The organism is Streptomyces sp. NPDC051684 (assembly GCF_044453445.1).
Lineage (GTDB): Bacteria > Actinomycetota > Actinomycetes > Streptomycetales > Streptomycetaceae > Streptomyces.
Genome location: NZ_JBITCS010000001.1, coordinates 270959 through 287438, shown reverse-complemented (window position 1 = coordinate 287438; position 16480 = coordinate 270959). Strand labels below are relative to the sequence as shown.

Sequence of the window (16480 nt, the reverse complement as noted above, 5' to 3'; positions counted from 1 at the left end):
CCGACCCGAAGATCAGGGAAGTATCCGGGGCCGACCCTGATGCCCGGCCCCCTACCGCATGTGACGATCGGTGGCATGCCGGAAGCAGCGCCCGCCCCTCTCGCCGAAGACCGAGACGCCCCGCGGCCGCCGCGCAAGCTCTACCGCAGCAGTGACGGACGCTGGCTGGGCGGAGTGGCGCGGGGCCTCGCGGGCCATCTCGGCCTGCCGGTGATCTGGGTGCGCCTGGTCTTCGTCGGCCTGTTCATGGCGGACGGGCTCGGTGCGCTGCTGTACGCGGCGTTCTGGTTCTTCGTGCCGCTGGGTGTGGGCGGCGTCGGCGCGGACCGGCCGCCCGTCCTCAGCACGGAGACGTCCCCCGACGGCCGCCGCCGCCTCGTGACGCGCAAGCCGGACAAGGGCCAGATCCTCGCACTGCTCCTGATGGTCGTCGTAGCGATGATCTTCGTGGAGAACGTGAACCTGACCGGCAACACCAAGGCGTATCTGATCCCCACCGTGCTCGTCGCGGCGGGCGTCGCCCTGGTCTGGCGGCAGGCCGACAACGCGCGCAGGGCGCGCTGGATGGAGGTCGGCCGCCGCAGGCGCACGCTCAGCCTGGCCCGCGCGGCCTCCGGAGTGCTGCTCGTCGGCGTCGGCGTCACCGGCATCTTCGTCACACAGGGGGCCACGGAACACATCGGCCCGATCCTCCAGGCGGCGCTCGCCGTCCTCGTGGGCATCGCGCTCCTCGCCGGCCCCTATCTGATCCGTATGACGCAGGACCTCTCCGAGGAGCGCCTGATGCGCATCCGCGCGCAGGAGCGGGCGGAGGTCGCGGCCCATGTGCACGACTCGGTGCTGCACACGCTCACCCTGATCCAGCGGGGCGCGGACAACCCGGCCGAGGTGCGCCGCCTCGCCCGCGCCCAGGAGCGCGACCTGCGCGCGTGGCTGTACAAACCGGCCGCCGCGGAGAACCCGCAGGAACCGGAGACGGTGGCGGAGGCGGTGAAGCGCAACGCGGCGGAGGTCGAGGACAAGCACGGCGTCCCGCTGGAGGTCGTGGTGGTCGGCGACACCCCGCTCGACGAGCAGCTGTCGGCACAGATGCAGGCCGCGAGGGAAGCGATGGTGAACGCCGCCAAGTACGGTGGCGGGGGCGGCGCCGTCCAGGTGTACGCGGAGGTGGAGGGCGACGTCGACGGGGACACGGTCTTCGTGTCCGTACGCGACCGGGGCCCCGGCTTCGACCTCGAATCCATCCCGCCCGACCGCATGGGCGTAAGAGAATCGATCATCGGCCGGATGGAGCGCAACGGCGGGACGGCCCGGCTGCGGGCGGTCCCGGACGGCGGCACGGAGGTCGAACTGACCATGAAGAGGGCGGAAGGGACGTCATGACCGACGAGGCAGCTCAGACACGACGGGTACGAGTGGTCCTGGTCGACGACCACCGGATGTTCCGCACCGGCGTCCAGGCGGAGATCGGCCGCACCGAGGAGACGGGCGTCGAGGTGGTCGGCGAGGCCGCCGACGTCGACCAGGCGATCACGGTGATCGCGGCGACGCGGCCCGAGGTCGTCCTCCTCGACGTGCACCTCCCCGGCGGCGGAGGCGTCGAAGTGCTGCGCCGCAGCGCCCAGATGATGGCGGACGCGGAGAACCCGGTGCGCTTCCTGGCTCTGTCGGTCTCGGACGCGGCGGAGGACGTGATCGGCGTGATCCGCGGCGGCGCCCGTGGCTACGTCACGAAGACGATCACCGGCACGGACCTCGTGAACTCCATCTTCCGCGTCCAGGAGGGCGACGCCGTCTTCTCGCCGAGGCTGGCGGGTTTCGTCCTCGACGCCTTCGCCTCCACCGACGCGCCCCCGGTGGACGAGGACCTGGACCGCCTCACCCAGCGCGAGCGGGAGGTCCTTCGCCTCATCGCGCGCGGGTACGCGTACAAGGAGATCGCCAAGCAGCTCTTCATCTCCGTCAAGACGGTGGAGTCGCACGTCTCGGCGGTGCTGCGCAAGCTCCAGCTCTCCAACCGGCACGAGCTGACCCGGTGGGCGACGGCGCGCCGGCTGGTGTGAGCGCCGGCCGGCCGGGGCGAAATCCGCTTGGCGGAAGGCGCCCGCCGTGCCTCAATGGACCCCATGATGTCCGCCGACCGTCTCCTCGCCTTCGCGGCGATGTCCTTGCTGCTGATCGTCATCCCGGGCCCGAGCGTGATCTTCGTCGTCGGCCGCGCCCTCGCGCAGGGCCGCCGCGCCGCGCTGACGACGGTCGCGGGCAACACCCTGGGGGCGTACGTCCTCGTGATCGCCGTGGCCCTCGGCATCGGCTCGCTCGTCGAGCGCTCGGTGGCGATCTTCATGACGCTGAAGCTGGTGGGCGCCGCGTACCTGATCTACCTGGGCGTCAAGGCGTTCCGGCAACGGCGGTCGCTGCGCGCGGTGTTCGAGGAGGAGCGGAGCCAGGCGGGACGCGGCAGCACGCTGCGCACTCTCTGGGAGGGCTTCGCGGTGGGCGTCGCGAACCCCAAGACGATCGTCTTCTTCGCGGCCGTGCTGCCCCAGTTCGTCGACCGGGAGGCGGGGCACACGGTGCTCCAAATGCTGCTCCTCGGCCTGGTGTTCAACGTCATCGCGATCGCCTCGGACAGCCTCTGGGGCCTCGCCGCGGCCACGGCCCGCACCTGGTTCGCCCGCTCCCCACGCCGCCTCGCGGCGGTCGGCGGCACGGGCGGGCTCGCGATGGTGGGCCTCGGTGTGACGGTGGCGCTCACGGGGCGGGCGGAGTAGTGCCGATCGTCGACGTGTCGCCCGAGGTCTCGCTCGCGTACGACACCTTCGGGAACCCGGCAGACTCGGCCGTGCTGCTCGTGATGGGCTTCGGTGCCCAGCTGATCGCCTGGGACGAGGACTTCTGCGCGGAGCTCGCGGGGCGCGGCCGGTACGTGATCCGCTTCGACAACCGGGACTGCGGTCTGTCGACGAAGTTCGACGCACACCCTGTGAACATGGGTGAGTTCATCGCCGCGGTGAGCGGCGGCGACCTCCCCACCGCCCTCGCGATGATCCCGTACCGCCTCCAGGACATGGCCGACGACGCCTTCGGCCTGCTCACGGCGCTCGGCATCGAGCAGGCGCACGTGGTCGGCGCGTCCATGGGCGGCATGATCGCCCAGACGATGGCGATCTCCCGGCCGGAGCGCGTCCTGACGCTGACCTCGATGATGTCGACGACGGGCGAGCCCGAGTACGGGCAGTCCTCGCCGCAGGCGCAGGCCGCGCTGTTCGCGCCGAAGCCGTCCGACCGCGAGGGCTACGTCGCGGCGGCGGACAGCTCCCTGCTGTGGGCGTCCAAGCGCCACGGCGATGCGGAGTACCTCCGCGACCTGGCGGCGCGCGGCTACGACCGTGCCTACTACCCGGCAGGAGTCGGGCGGCAGCTCGGGGCGATGGTCCTCAGCGGCTCCCGCGCGGACGGCCTGCGGAAGCTCAAGGTGCCGACGCTCGTGATCCACGGCCTGGACGACACACTGATCGACCCCAGTGGCGGCCGCCGCACCGCGGAACTGGTGCCCGGAGCCGAACTCCTGCTGCTGCCCGACATGGGCCACGACCGCCCCCGCGAGCTGTGGCCGGAGATCGTCGGGGCACTGGCGGCGCACACCGCCTGACGGCGCGGCTCACGCCACCCGCGTCGCCCCCGCGAACGGCATCTCGTCGATCGGGGCCACCCGCACCGGTGCGCTCGGGTTCGGGGCGTGGATCATCTTGCCGCCTCCGATGTAGAGGCCCACGTGGCTGATCGAGGAGTAGAAGAAGACCAGGTCGCCGGGTTGGAGCTGGGACTTCGGGACCCGCTGTCCGGCGTCGATCTGGCTGTAGGTGGTCCGGGGGATCGAGACCCCCGCCGCCTTGTACGCGGCCTGCGTCAGGCCCGAGCAGTCGAAGGCGGAGGGACCGGTGGCGCCCCATACGTAGGGGCTGCCAAGGGCGCCGTAGGCGAAGGAGATCGCGGCCTTGGCGCGGGAGTTGGGGGCCTGGGAGAGGTCGGCGCGCTCCGCGGAGCGTGAGGCGTGCCCGCTCTGTGCGGCGGAAGAGGTGCGCTCTTCGGGGGTGAGGCGGTCGAGGAGGCGGCGGGCCTCCGAGAGTTTTCGCTTCACCTTCTTCTTGTTGTCCGCCAGCTCCGCCTTCTTGGCGCGCAGTTCGGAGAGCGTGCCGTCGGCGTCGCCGCGCAGCTGGTCGATCTCGCGGAGTTCGCCCTGTACGCGGGTGACCGCGGCGGCCTGCCGCGCGCCGATGCGCTCCGTGAGCGAGGCCTTGTCGAGATAGGCGTCGGGGGAGGAGGAAAGGAGCAGCTGGACCGACGGGTCCACGCCTCCCGTGCGGTATTGGGAGGCCGCCACCGAACCCAGCTTCGCGCGCTCGGAGTTGAGGGACTCGGTGCGCCGGGACGCCTCGTCCTGGAGGGCGTCCACCTTCTTGCGCGCGCCGTCCGCCTGCTCCTTCGCGCCGTTGTACTTCTGGGTGGCGACCTCCGCCTCCTGGTACAGCCGGTCGACCTTCGCCTTCACCTGGGCGGGGCTGAACTCAGGCTCCGCGTGCGCCGCCCCGCCGTCGAGGGCGGTGACGCCGGCCGCGGAGGCGAGGGCGAGGGTGGCCGCGGTGCGGGCCCTGCCGGCGCTGAGCGGACGCGGTCGGGGCTTGCGGTGTGCTGCCGGCACAAGGTCCTCCTCTGGGGGCCGCCCGCGAACCGCACGAGCCCCGGTCGCGCGTCCGGCGGCGGCCCGCACAGGGGGAGCGGGTCGCCGCCGGACCTTTCTCGGCGGTGGTGTCCGACTGCCGCCCCTGGCCCGGGCGGCGGTGGGGAGCCGGTCACCTGAGCAAGGACGCTAAACCTCCGCGTAACGGGTTGGTGGCTGATTGTTCGCAACTGGCCCATTTGTTACGGGTGGTGGCAGAGGGTGACCGCTGGGCCTCCGAAGTGGTCCGAAACGGGCCCAAGTAGGCTCCGGCCCCATGGACGTACTCATCAACCTCTTCGTCGGTCTGCACATCATCGGCATCGCCTCGCTGCTCGGCGGCTTCCTCACGCAGATGTCGGCGATGAAGGAGGGCACGGCCCGCTTCAACAAGGCGATGCTGCACGGCGCCCTGACCATGCTGGTGACCGGTGTCGCCCTGGTCGGCCTCAACCAGGCCGACGGCAGCACCGTCAACAACATCAAGATCGGCGTGAAGCTCGCCATCCTGATCGTGATCCTCGGCATCGTCTATGTGAAGCGGGACGAGGAGAAGGCGGAGAAGGGCCTGTTCGCGACGGTCGGCGCGCTCACCGTCGCGAACATCTTCATTGCGGTGCTCTGGACCTGATCACTGGCGTCATCGGCAGCGCCGGCCGGGCTCAGGCAGGCCGCACCACGCTGTGGATCGACGACGTGCCGTCGTAGTAGATCGACTCCTCGCGCACGACCGCGCCCGGCTTCGGCGCGTGGACCATCATGCCGTCGCCCATGTATAGGCCGACGTGGCTGATGTCGTCGTAGAAGAACACCAGGTCACCGGGTTGGATGTCGGAGAGCGGCACCGTCTTGCCGATCTCGACCTGGTCCCAGGTCGTGCGCGGCAGCGAGATCCCCGCGGACTTCCACGCCGCCGCCGTCAGACCCGAGCAGTCGTACGAGTCCGGTCCCGTGGCACCCCACACGTACGGCTTGCCCTCCTGCGCCTTGGCGAACGCGAGCGCCTGCGCGGCCTTCGTCGCGTACGAGGCGTCCGAGGAACCGGACGAGGATCCGGAAGAGGAACCGGAGGACGAGCCGGACGACTGCTCCTGCTCCCTCGCCCGCTCGGCCGCCTTCCGCTTCGCGTCCTCCGCGGCCTTCTGCTTGGCGGCCAGCTCCGCCGCCTTCTTGCGGGCGGCCTCCTCCTTGGCCTTCTCGATCGCCGCGAGCCGCGCCTTCTCCTCGGCGGTCAGCTTGGACAGCAGCTGCCGCGCATCGGAGAGCTTCGTCTGCACGGTCTCCTTCGTGGACCTCAGCTCCGTCTGCGAGTCGGTGAGGTCCTCAAGGCTCGACTGCGCCTCGGTGCGCTTCTTCGCGGTCTCGCGCGTCTGCTTCTGATAGTCGTCGATCGACTTCTTCTGCTCGTCGGTCAGCCGGCTCATCAGCTGGCGCTGCGAGAAGTAGTCCTCCGGGTCGTCCGCGAGGAACATGGTCGCGGTGTCGCTCACACTGCCCGAGCGGTACTGCTCAGCGGCGTATCTGCCGAGCTTCTGGCGGGCCGTGTTCATGTCCTCCGTGCGCTGCGCGACATCGTCGAGGAGCTTGTCGACCTGCTGTTTCTTGGCGTCGGTCCGTTCCTTCGCCCCGTTGTACTTCTGGGTGGCGACCTCGGCCTGCCGGTAGAGGGTGTCGACCTTCTTCTGCACCTCTTCGAGGCGCGGCTTGGACGACGGCTGCGCGGGCGCGGCCTGTGCGGTCTGCGAGAGCAGGGCCACGGAGGTGAGGGCGGCGGTGGTGATGCCGACCGCGGGGGTCGTGCGGAGGCCGCCCGTCATCCGGGACCGGCTGCGGGGCTTGCGGTGCGACGCCAAGGCAGGCGACTCCTTCCGTCGTCCGCCTACCGGGTTAGCTGTCGGGTTCGGGCGTGGTGCGCGGAAGGCTGCCCTACGGTCGGCTGACCGATTCACCCCAAGGTCGGTTGGGTCCCCGGTTCCCTGCCTCGCGGCGTACGGGACTCGGCGGGGGCTTCCCGTTCGCCGCGACATTCGCGGACGGGGGGACGGGCTGCCCGGCTGCACCGTAGCCAACTCGTGTGGCTGCTGTGAAGGTTGATGTTCGATATGCCCGATACATTTTCGTGATCTGCCCTCCGGCGGGCTCTTGGAGTTCCGAAGGCAGCCACAGGTTGTCAGTGGGGCGGCCTAGACTCGTAGAGCGATGAGCAGCCTCTTTGACGACAGCTTCCTGACCGGCCTCCAGAAGGGCGCGCCCGGCTCTCCGAGCGGTGAGCAGGAACCCCCGCCGCCGCCTCCGGACCCCGAGTACGACGACGGGGCCCCGGAGCCGATGCCGGACGGGCTGTTCGGCGTGCCCCCGGAGCGGGACGCGTACTACCGGGACGGCGCCCCGCGCCCCGTCCTCGACTCGGCGACCCTCCTGGAGGGGCTGAACGAGAACCAGCAGGCGGCCGTCGTGCACGGCGGCACTCCGCTGCTCATCGTCGCGGGCGCCGGCTCCGGCAAGACCCGCGTCCTCACGCACCGCATCGCGTACCTGCTCGCCGAGCGCGGCGTGCACCCCGGCCAGATCCTCGCGATCACGTTCACGAACAAGGCCGCGGGCGAGATGAAGGAGCGTGTCGAGGACCTGGTGGGCCCGCGGGCGAACGCGATGTGGGTCTCCACCTTCCACAGCGCGTGCGTGCGCATCCTGCGCCGCGAGTCGAAGAAGCTCGGCTTCACGTCCTCCTTCTCGATCTACGACGCCGCCGACAGCAAGCGGCTCATGGCGCTCGTCTGCCGCGACCTGGACCTGGACCCGAAGAAGTTCCCGCCGAAGTCCTTCAGCGCCAAGATCAGCAACCTCAAGAACGAGCTGATCGACGAGGAGGACTTCGCCGCGACCGCCGCCGACGGCTTCGAGAAGACCCTCGCCCAGGCCTACGCGATGTACCAGGCACGCCTGCGCGAGGCGAACGCGCTGGACTTCGACGACCTGATCATGACGACGGTCAACCTGCTGCGCGCGTTCCCGGACGTCGCCGAGCACTACCGCCGCCGCTTCCGCCACGTCCTCGTCGACGAGTACCAGGACACCAACCACGCGCAGTACGCGCTGGTGCGCGAGTTGGTCGGTCCCGCCGAGGGCGAGGGCGCCGACCCGGCCGAGCTGTGCGTCGTGGGTGACGCGGACCAGTCGATCTACGCCTTCCGCGGCGCCACGATCCGCAACATCCTCGACTTCGAGGACGACTACCCCAACGCGAAGACGATCCTGCTGGAGCAGAACTACCGCTCCACGCAGACCATCCTCAGCGCGGCGAACGCGGTGATCGAGCGCAACGAATCGCGCCGCCCGAAGAACCTGTGGACCAACGAGGGCCCCGGCGCCCAGATCACCGGCTACGTCGCGGACACCGAGCACGACGAGGCGCAGTTCATCGCCGACGAGATCGACCGGCTCACCGACGCGGGCGACGCGCTCGCGGGCGACGTCGCGGTCTTCTACCGGACGAACGCGCAGTCCCGTGTCTTCGAAGAGATCTTCATCCGCACCGGCCTGCCCTACAAGGTCGTCGGCGGCGTCCGCTTCTACGAGCGCAAGGAAGTCAGGGACGTCCTGGCCTACCTGCGGGTGCTCTCCAACCCCGAGGACTCGGTGCCGCTGCGCCGCATCCTCAACGTGCCCAAGCGCGGCATCGGCGACCGCGCCGAAGCGATGATCGACGCGCTCTCCCAGCGCGAGAAGATCTCCTTCCCGCAGGCGCTGCGCCGCGTCGACGAGGCGTACGGGATGGCGGCCCGCTCGGCGAACGCCGTGAAGCGGTTCAACACGCTGATGGAGGACCTCCGCACGATCGTGGAGTCGGGCGCCGGCCCGGCCACGGTCCTCGAGGCGATCCTGGAGCGCACCGGATACCTCGCCGAACTGCAGGCCTCCACCGACCCGCAGGACGAGACCCGGATCGAGAACCTTCAGGAACTCGCCGCCGTGGCGCTGGAGTTCGAGCAGGAGTCCGCCGCGGGCGAGGAGACGGCGGAGGGCGAGACCGCGACGAGTGGCGGAGGGCTCTCCGACTTCCTGGAGCGCGTCGCCCTCGTCGCCGACTCCGACCAGATCCCTGACGACGAGGAGAACAGCGACGGCGTCATCACGCTGATGACGCTGCACACCGCCAAGGGCCTGGAGTTCCCCGTCGTCTTCCTGACGGGTCTTGAGGACGGCGTCTTCCCGCACATGCGCTCCCTCGGCCAGGCCAAGGAGCTGGAGGAGGAGCGCCGCCTCGCGTACGTGGGCATCACCCGCGCGCGCCAGCGCCTCTATCTGACCCGTGCCTCGATGCGCAGCGCCTGGGGGCAGCCCTCGTACAACCCGCCGTCCCGGTTCCTGGAGGAGATCCCGGCCGGGCACCTGGACTGGAAGCGCACCGGCCCGTCCACGCCCGCGGCCTCGACCAAGAGCATCGGTGGCGGCATCGCGGCATCCCTGTCGTCCTCGCGCTCCCGCACGGGCTCGACGCCGGCCTTCGCCACGAGCCGGGCGAACTCCAAGCCGGTGGTGGCCCTCGCCGTCGGCGACCGCGTCACGCACGACCAGTTCGGGCTCGGCACGGTGGTGGGCGTGTCGGGCACGGGCGACAAGGCGGAGGCGTCGATCGACTTCGGCGACCCCAAGCCGAAGCGCCTGCTGCTGCGGTACGCGCCGGTCGAGAAGCTGTAGCCGTCCTACGGACGTCGTAGCCGCCCCACAGGGGTGGGGCGGCGGGCGGCTCAGTTCGGGTCGAGGCCGTGGCCGCGCAGCCACGGCAGCGGGTCGATCGCCGCGCTCCCGCCGGGGTGCACCTCGAAGTGCAGGTGCGGGCCGGTCGAGTTGCCGGAGTTCCCGGACCGCGCGATCACGTCACCGGCCTTCACCGGACCGTTCATCACGGTGTGCGAGGACAGGTGGCAGTACCAGGTCTCCGTGCCGTCCTTGGCCGTGACTATGGCCATGTTCCCGTAGGCGCTGTTCCACTGCGTCTTCACGGTGCCGTCCGTCGCGGCCATCACCGGAGTCCCGTACGAGACGGGGAAGTCGATGCCGGAGTGCTGGGACATCCAGTTGACGCCGGCCTGCCCGAAGAAGGCGCTCAGCCCGTGCTGCTTCACCGGCAGCACGAACTTGGGCCGCGCCGCCTCCTTGCGCGCGGCCTCCTCGGCGGCCTGCTTCCGCGCCGCCTCCTGCTTCGCCCTGAGGTCGATCCGCTCCTGCGTGCGGCTCGCCCGGTCGGCGAAGTCGCCGGCGTCGGCGGACAGGTCCTTCAGCTGCGAGTCCAGCTTGTTGTTGGCGACGGCCGGCTTCACGGCCTGCGCCTCCGAAGCGGCCGCGGCCTGCGTCTCCTTGCCGTCGTCCTCGCTGCCGCCGCCGACGCTCGCCGCGGCGATCCCGGCGACGCCGACCACACAGACCGACGGCACGACGACGGTGACGAGCGCGGACCGCTTGGCCGGACGGCGACGGCCGGCGCGACCGCGGGAGACGTTCTTCCCGGCCCTGCGCGTCGTGGGCTGCGGGGCCGCGGGGGCGGGTTCGGGCGTGGGATCGGGCTCGGGGGAGTGGTCGAGGTCGAGGACGGGCCCGTGCGCGTGGTCCGCTTCGGGGGCCTCCGTGACAGGCTCTGGCTCGGGCTGGACCTCGGTCTCCGCGGTGCCGACGGCGTCGGAGGCGTTCCACTGCGTGGCGTCGTACGCACCCGTGTCGTACGCGGTCGCACCGAAGACGGGGGACTGGAAGGTGTGCGTGAAGCCCTGGGTGTCGTGCGTGTCGTGCGTGCTGAAGCTCTGCGTCTCGAAGCCCTGCGCCTCGAAGTGCTGCGCCTCGAACTCCTGGAACTCAAAGCTCTGGGTCTCGAAGCTCTGGGTCTCGAAGGACTGCGTGTCGAACGACTGCGTATGCGTCTGCGCGTCGAGGGACTGCGTGTCGAAGGTCTGCGCGTCGAAGGTCTGGGTGTCGAAGGTCTGCGTCCCGAAGGACGGGGCCTCGAAGCCCTGCGTGTGGGGGTGTTGAGCCGCGTACATCTGCGTCTCGTACGCCGAGGTGTCCCACTGGCCCGTGGCGTGCTGCTCGGCCATCGACCGGGGCTGCTGCGCCGGGATGTCGGCGGCCTGCCCGTACCCGCCGGTCGCCCAGGCGCCGGTCGTGTCGTAGGAACCGGTGTCATAGGGGCCGGTGGCGAAGGCGCCGGCGTCGTAGGTGCCGGTGTCGTAGTACGAGGAGGCGTAGGGGTCGGCGTACTGCTGCTGGGGGGCCGTGTGCCACTGGCCGGTCGCATGAGAGCCCGGTTCGTACGGGTCCTCTGCCATGTCGCCGAAGAGAGGGTCGCTTGCGAAGCTGGTCGCGGAGTGACCGTCGTACGCCGCGTAAGGCACGGTCCCCGACGGATTGCGGTCGTTCACCAACTTCTCTTTCGCCTCGACAACAGGGGCTGCCAGAGCAGTGCGGTGACTGTACCCGTCGGTATGAGGGCGCGACAATCTTCGTCGGGTTTCCGGCCCGGGGGAAACGGGCAATCAACCGCCTTTGGGTGGACTGCGGACAGTTCCTTGGCTCTGAGTTCGAGATCCGTTCGACGAAGCGGACACGGATGGACGCGGACGGGCGGGGGTGGACACCGATCGGGCGGGCCGGGATCAGGTGGTCAGGCGACCGTCAGGCCGCCGCCGGTCTTGTCGGCGGCACGGGCTCCTTCCGCGGGCTCCGCGTCGAGGGCCTGCCGGATGCCGGTCGCGACGGCCGGGTGCACCGGCAGCGCGAGATGACCGATGCCCGTGACCCGTACGTTCTGCGCGAGCAGGTCCGCGTGGTCCACGCACGCCGTCTCGAGCGGGAGCATCAGCTGGTCGAGGTCGCTCCAGAAGCTCACGAAGCGCGTACGGCACCCGGGCGCCGGCCGCTTCAACTCCTCGACGACCGATGAGCCGGGCCGCATCTGCCGGACGATCGGGTGCGCGTCCGCGAGCGGCGCCACGCGCGTGCCGCCGTGCGGGGTGCCCAGCGTCACGAGCGTGCGCACCCGCGTGTCGCCGCCGAGGCACTGCACGTAGTAACGGGCTATGAGGCCGCCCAGGCTGTGCCCCACTATGTCGACCCGGTCCCGGCCCGACCGCTCGCACACCTCCTCCACGTGCCGCGCGAGGAGCGCGGCGGCGGCCCGGATGTCGCAGGTGAGAGGGGAGTAGTTGAGCGATTCGACGTGCTGCCTGCCGTGCTGCGCGAGGGAACGGCGCAGCAGGACGAAGACCGAGCGGTTGTCGATGAAACCGTGCAGGAGCAGGACCGGGGGCTTGGCGCGGGTGGGCAGGCGCGGGCCATCCGCCGCCGTGCCCAGCGGGGCGTCCTCCATGTGGACCCCGGCGTCCGCGTCGTCCGCATCGGATCCAGTGCCGGAGTCGTCCGGGGCGGTGGTTGCGGCCAGGGCGTCCAGCGCGTCCAGGGTTTCCGAGGGCGGCGAGGTCGAGGGGTGGCGGGGCAGCGCCAGGGGCTGCCTTCGTTCCGGGAGGATGCCCGAGGGATAGAGGAGCAGGTGGCCCGCGAGGATGGCCAGCTCCAGGGCGGTCGCCTTCAGGAGCGCGATCGAGAGACCGGCCAGTCTCGTGGGCAGCAGGTGGCAGAGGGGGCGAAAGGGCAAGGTCCTCGTGACCTTCATCGGTCAACCTCCCGTCGGCACACGGGAGGACGCCTCTGTCCCCCGTGTGCGCTCATGAGAGCCGGCCAAAGCGGCCTGGCGGCGCCGGTCGTGCCCGATGCGCCGACTCATCGGTCCGAACGGCAGCCGGAAGCACCGTGCCACCGTGCCGTGCGGCTGTCGGCGCGGTGGCGCGGCGACCTCGAAGCGGCTCCCTCGCGCCTGTCCCGGATGTGGCGGTGAGTCCCGCCTGTGGCAGTCGCGGCGCGCAGCGAATGTGTCCCACCGTGTGATTTCCCCCTCGGTCCGCACCGTGAAACGGCCGCTTGCGGGATGCTGTCGATAACGTTCGTTCACTTCGGGCATCAGTCTTTTGAACAGTCGCTTCAACTTTTGCTTGAGCAGTCGTTTCAGGGAGGCAGTGATGGGTGTGGCAGCCGGGCCGATCCGCGTGGTCGTCGCGAAGCCGGGACTCGACGGCCACGATCGAGGGGCCAAAGTGATCGCGCGGGCGCTGCGCGACGCCGGTATGGAGGTCATTTACACGGGCCTGCACCAGACGCCCGAGCAGGTCGTGGACACCGCCATCCAGGAGGATGCCGACGCGATCGGCCTGTCCATCCTCTCCGGCGCGCACAACACGCTCTTCGCCCGCGTCATCGAGCTCCTCGCCGAGCGCGACGCCGCGGACATCAAGGTCTTCGGCGGCGGCATCATCCCCGAGGGGGACATCGCGCCGCTGAAGGAGAAGGGCGTCGCGGAGATCTTCACCCCGGGCGCCACGACGGCCTCCATCGTCGACTGGGTCCGCGCCAACGTCCGCCAGCCGGCGCCGTCCGGCGGCTGACCGGGCTGTTTCCTCGCCGCTGGGGCAGCTCCAGCCCCTGCGGCGATAGAGCAGCGGGGTCCGGGGCGGAGCCCCGAGACCGCAACTCCGGTGCCGCGCAACAGGAACGCGAGGCCGGTTCACGGCGGGTTCAGCTCGTCCCGCATCGCCCGGCGCAGCCGAAGCGTGCCGGCGAGGCGCTGGAAGGCCTCCGTCCAGTACCCCCCGGCCCCGGGCGCCGAGCCCTCCGGTTCCTCCACCGCCGCCGTGAGCCCGTCGAGGCGCACGACCTCCTCCGGGTCCAGGCACCGCTCCGCGAGCCCCGTCACCCCGCTGAAGCTCCACGGGTAACTCCCCGCGTCCCGCGCGATGTTCAACGCGTCGACCACGGACCGCCCGAGCGGCCGCGCCCACGGCGTGCCGCACACCCCCAGCAGCTGGAACGCCTCGGACAGCCCGTGCGCCGCGATGAACTGCGCCACCCAGTCCGCCCGTTCCGCCCCCGGCAGTGCCGCGAGCAGCTTCGCCCGCTCGGCGAGCGACACCGCCCCGGGCCCCGCCGCGTCCGACACCGTCGGCGCCCCGAGCAGCGCCCGGGACCAGGCGATGTCCCGCTGCCGGACCGCAGCCCGGCACCACGCCGCGTGCAGTTCCCCGCGCCAGTCGTCGGCGACCGGCAGCGCCACGACCTCCTCGGGGCCCCGGCCCCCGAACCTGTCCGGCCACCGGCCGAGCGGCGCCGCCTCCACCAACTGCCCGAACCACCACGCCCGTTCGCCACGCCCCGCGGGCGGCTTCGCCACGACGCCGTCCCGCTCCATCCCCGGGTCGCACTCGTGCGGCGCCTCCACGACGACCGTCCCGTCCGCACGGTCGAGCGCCACGCAGGTCAGCGCCCGGTCCGCCATCCGCGCGGCGAGCGCCGAGCGGGGGAGCGCGGAGAGCAGCTCGGCCGCCGTCGCCCGTACGTTCTTGCTGCGGTCGGTCAGCGCCTGCTCCAGGAACGGCTCGTCCGCGTCGCCGAGCCCCGTACGCAGCGAGTCGAGGAACATCAGGCGGTCCTCGGCGCGCTCCGTGCCCCACGTCCCGGCCAGGAGCGCCCGGGCCGCGCCCGGATCGTGCGCCCGGACCGCGGCGAGCAGCGCCACCCGCTCCGCGAACAGGCCCTCCTCCCACCGCAGCCGAACCTGTTCGCTGTCCCCCGGCGGCGGCAGTACGGCGCCGACGCCCGGTGTGGCACGCAGCGCGAACTTCCAGTCCGGGTTGAGCCGGGCCAGCCACCGGGCGCGCGGCCCCGCGAACGTGAGGGCCGGCGGGCGCAGATCGGTGCGGCCGCGCGCCGCGTCGAGCAGCGCGGGCAGCAGCTCCGGTGGGGGCGCGTACCCGTGCGCGTTGGCCGTGGCCAGCCACTGCGGGAGCAGTTCGAGGAGGTCGGGGGCGGTGCCGCGGCGTGAACCGGTGCCGCTGGAGCGGTCGGTGAGCAGGAGTGCGAGGCGCTGCCGCGCGGCGGTCGGCAGCGGGGGGCGCGGGTCGTCCTCGGTGCGGTCGGGCGGCGCGGTGGCAGCGGCGGGGCGCAGACCGGCCCTTCGCCGGACGGTGTGGACGGCGGCCTCGTCGAGGAGGGCGAGTGGGGGGCGGTCGGGGCGGCGGTCGGTTCCGAGCAGGGCGGCGCTGACCAGGTCGTCCCAGGTGGTGGTCGTTGTCATGGTCCTCTCCGTGGTGCGCGCGGTGGTTGTTGGGCGGGGTTTGTGCGCCGGTACCGGGGTTGCGGTCGCGGGGCTCTGCCCCGGGCCCGCTGCTCAATCGCCGCAGGGGCTTGATTTGCGGCACCGTTTGATGGGCGATACCGGGGGTGTCAGCACAGGGCCAGGACCTCTCCGGTCTTCGTCGGCCACGTCGCCAGTGGGCGGAAACCGGTCGGGCCGCATTCGCCGAACACTGTCACCGGTGCGCCTCCGGACACGGCGACCAGGCGCCACAGGCCGGGGGACGACGCCGCGTGTGTGGTGAGGGGGAGTGCCGATTTGCCCCCGGCGTCCGCCAGTTGCCAGTGGCCGTCCGGGTCCCGGGCCGGTATCACCTCCGCGAGCGTCACCGGCCAGGAGTCCAGCCAGGGATCGGCCGTGAGCGCGGCACCGTAGGCGGCGAGGCCGGCGGTGACGTCAACTCCCTCCGGGAGCACGGCACCAGGGCGTATGTCGTCCGACTCCGCCACGGCGAACTGCTCGCCCAGCTCAGCCCTGAGCGTCCCCGCCCCCGGATACGCCGACACCGCGGCGTCGAGCACCCGTCCGGTCGGCAGGGCGAGCGATGGAGCGCGGCCGGCCGCCCCGTAGGAGAGGAGCAGTATGGTGCGCGCGCTCTGCGTGCCGTACAGCCATATGCGGCGCGTGGTGAGGTGGCCGTCCGCCGTGTCGTACTGGGAGAGGACCAGCCAGCGGTCGCGCACGGGCGGTTCCCTGTCCGCCGAGGGGAGGCCCACGCGCGAGCGGACCGTTGCCGCCAGGTCCTCGGGCAGGGCGTCTCGGCGCAGCCAGCCCTGGTCGAGGAGGTGGAGCAGGGCGCATGCCTCAAGCAGCCGTACCGGCCAGCCGGGCCCGGACGCCGGGATCGCCCCCAACTCTCTTACCCGCGCCGCGAGTCCGGGTGCCTGCGCGTCGACCATCCGCGCGGCCGTCTCCTCCCACAGCCCGTAACCCGACTGCTCCGCCTGCGCGAGGCCGCCGCGCAGCAGGTCGGTGAGGCGCTGCTCCAGCTCCGTCGCGCCCGCCGTGATCCGCTGGGCGCGCCGCTCGGCTCTGCGCCGGGCCCCCTCCGGATCCGCCGGGGCGCCTCCCGTGCCGGGAGCCGACGCTGCGGTCTGCTGGGAATCCGCCCGCTTTCGCCGCCCCGCCAGCCAGGGCTCGGCCCACTCCGGCGGTGACTGGCCCGCCGCCACCTGCGCGTCCCCGCCGGCCCAGAGCAGCAAGAGCCCGAGCGCGTGCTTGCACGGGAACTTGCGGCTCGGGCAACTGCACTTGTACCCCGGCCCGTTCGAGCTCGGGGCGCCCCCGCCGATGTCCACGATCGTCTGGTACGGCTTGCTGCCGCTCCCCTTGCACAGTCCCCATACCGCCCCCTCGTCCGTATCCTCCGCGCCCGCGGAACTCCCGGTTCCCGACCACGGGCCCGGTCCCCCGAGCTTGCTTCCCGCCTTGCGTGACGCGGCGTCAGGCGCCAGTGCGAGCACCTGATCCGTCGTCCAGCGCACCCCCAGCTGATTCATGTCCTCGACGGTAGATCCCGC

Annotated in this window: 13 protein-coding genes and 1 riboswitch; of the genes, 7 read left to right on the top strand and 6 right to left on the bottom strand. The window is 71.6% G+C overall.

Going from position 1 to position 16480, the window contains the following annotated elements; all coding sequences use genetic code 11:
* The first annotated feature begins 75 nt into the window (after positions 1–75).
* The 4 genes from ACIA8D_RS01355 (at position 76) to ACIA8D_RS01340 (ending at position 3655) form a co-directional block, all read left to right on the top strand.
* Positions 76–1383 carry a PspC domain-containing protein gene (locus ACIA8D_RS01355; RefSeq protein WP_399227863.1) on the top strand — a complete coding sequence of 436 codons (1308 nt, stop codon included), beginning with the start codon at positions 76–78 and terminating at the stop codon, positions 1381–1383.
* Positions 1380–2063: a LuxR C-terminal-related transcriptional regulator gene (locus tag ACIA8D_RS01350; protein ID WP_385755997.1), complete on the top strand. Its 684-nt coding sequence runs from the start codon at positions 1380–1382 to the stop codon at positions 2061–2063. Before ACIA8D_RS01355 ends, ACIA8D_RS01350 begins: the two co-directional genes overlap by 4 nt.
* Before the next feature lie 63 nt (positions 2064–2126).
* Entirely contained in the window at positions 2127–2774 is a 648-nt protein-coding gene (locus ACIA8D_RS01345) for a LysE family translocator (protein WP_399228052.1), read from the top strand.
* Positions 2774–3655, top strand: coding sequence for an alpha/beta fold hydrolase (locus ACIA8D_RS01340; protein ID WP_399227862.1), 882 nt, complete (start codon positions 2774–2776; stop codon positions 3653–3655). Before ACIA8D_RS01345 ends, ACIA8D_RS01340 begins: the two co-directional genes overlap by 1 nt.
* Before the next feature lie 9 nt (positions 3656–3664).
* Here ACIA8D_RS01340 and ACIA8D_RS01335 read toward each other — a convergent pair whose 3' ends face one another.
* Entirely contained in the window at positions 3665–4705 is a 1041-nt protein-coding gene (locus ACIA8D_RS01335) for an NlpC/P60 family protein (protein WP_399227861.1), read from the bottom strand.
* Between the two features lie 295 nt (positions 4706–5000).
* On the opposite strand from ACIA8D_RS01335, the gene ACIA8D_RS01330 reads away from it, so the two are divergent.
* Positions 5001–5354: a hypothetical protein gene (locus ACIA8D_RS01330; protein ID WP_399227860.1), complete on the top strand. Its 354-nt coding sequence runs from the start codon at positions 5001–5003 to the stop codon at positions 5352–5354.
* 31 nt (positions 5355–5385) lie between these two features.
* Here ACIA8D_RS01330 and ACIA8D_RS01325 read toward each other — a convergent pair whose 3' ends face one another.
* The gene (locus ACIA8D_RS01325; RefSeq protein ID WP_399227859.1) at positions 5386–6576 is read right to left on the bottom strand and encodes an NlpC/P60 family protein; all 1191 of its coding nucleotides are present in this window, start codon (positions 6574–6576) and stop codon (positions 5386–5388) included.
* Between the two features lie 7 nt (positions 6577–6583).
* Positions 6584–6736: riboswitch (cyclic di-AMP (ydaO/yuaA leader) on the bottom strand.
* Positions 6737–6922: 186 nt separating this feature from the next.
* Between ACIA8D_RS01325 and pcrA the strand changes: the two genes are divergently transcribed.
* On the top strand, positions 6923–9424 hold the full coding sequence (gene pcrA, locus ACIA8D_RS01320) for a DNA helicase PcrA (protein ID WP_399227858.1): 2502 nt from the start codon (positions 6923–6925) through the stop codon (positions 9422–9424).
* A 50-nt stretch (positions 9425–9474) separates the two neighbouring features.
* Here the strand turns inward: pcrA and ACIA8D_RS01315 are convergent, their stop codons facing one another.
* Positions 9475–11046 carry a M23 family metallopeptidase gene (locus ACIA8D_RS01315; RefSeq protein WP_399227857.1) on the bottom strand — a complete coding sequence of 524 codons (1572 nt, stop codon included), beginning with the start codon at positions 11044–11046 and terminating at the stop codon, positions 9475–9477.
* Between the two features lie 335 nt (positions 11047–11381).
* Positions 11382–12389, bottom strand: coding sequence for a lipase family alpha/beta hydrolase (locus tag ACIA8D_RS01310; RefSeq protein WP_399227856.1), 1008 nt, complete (start codon positions 12387–12389; stop codon positions 11382–11384).
* Between the two features lie 403 nt (positions 12390–12792).
* Here ACIA8D_RS01310 and ACIA8D_RS01305 point away from each other — a divergent pair, with 403 nt between their 5' ends.
* The gene (locus ACIA8D_RS01305) at positions 12793–13215 is read left to right on the top strand and encodes a cobalamin B12-binding domain-containing protein (protein ID WP_399227855.1); all 423 of its coding nucleotides are present in this window, start codon (positions 12793–12795) and stop codon (positions 13213–13215) included.
* Between the two features lie 119 nt (positions 13216–13334).
* On the opposite strand, the gene ACIA8D_RS01300 is transcribed toward ACIA8D_RS01305, so the two are convergent.
* Entirely contained in the window at positions 13335–14900 is a 1566-nt protein-coding gene (locus tag ACIA8D_RS01300) for a DUF5691 domain-containing protein (protein WP_399227854.1), read from the bottom strand.
* Between the two features lie 149 nt (positions 14901–15049).
* Positions 15050–16459, bottom strand: coding sequence for an SWIM zinc finger family protein (locus tag ACIA8D_RS01295; RefSeq protein WP_399227853.1), 1410 nt, complete (start codon positions 16457–16459; stop codon positions 15050–15052).
* Positions 16460–16480 lie beyond the last annotated feature (21 nt).

Excerpts from the sequence above, each read along its gene's own strand:
- ACIA8D_RS01315 (WP_399227857.1), bottom strand. The coding sequence starts at position 11,046 with ATGGCAGAGGACCCGTACGAACCGGGCTCTCATGCGACCGGCCAGTGG.
- ACIA8D_RS01350 (WP_385755997.1), top strand. The coding sequence starts at position 1,380 with ATGACCGACGAGGCAGCTCAGACACGACGGGTACGAGTGGTCCTGGTC.
- ACIA8D_RS01355 (WP_399227863.1), top strand. The coding sequence starts at position 76 with ATGCCGGAAGCAGCGCCCGCCCCTCTCGCCGAAGACCGAGACGCCCCG.
- ACIA8D_RS01305 (WP_399227855.1), top strand. The coding sequence starts at position 12,793 with ATGGGTGTGGCAGCCGGGCCGATCCGCGTGGTCGTCGCGAAGCCGGGA.
- ACIA8D_RS01330 (WP_399227860.1), top strand. The coding sequence starts at position 5,001 with ATGGACGTACTCATCAACCTCTTCGTCGGTCTGCACATCATCGGCATC.
- ACIA8D_RS01345 (WP_399228052.1), top strand. The coding sequence starts at position 2,127 with ATGATGTCCGCCGACCGTCTCCTCGCCTTCGCGGCGATGTCCTTGCTG.
- ACIA8D_RS01300 (WP_399227854.1), bottom strand. The coding sequence starts at position 14,900 with ATGACAACGACCACCACCTGGGACGACCTGGTCAGCGCCGCCCTGCTC.
- pcrA (WP_399227858.1), top strand. The coding sequence starts at position 6,923 with ATGAGCAGCCTCTTTGACGACAGCTTCCTGACCGGCCTCCAGAAGGGC.
- ACIA8D_RS01310 (WP_399227856.1), bottom strand. The coding sequence starts at position 12,389 with ATGAAGGTCACGAGGACCTTGCCCTTTCGCCCCCTCTGCCACCTGCTG.
- ACIA8D_RS01295 (WP_399227853.1), bottom strand. The coding sequence starts at position 16,459 with ATGAATCAGCTGGGGGTGCGCTGGACGACGGATCAGGTGCTCGCACTG.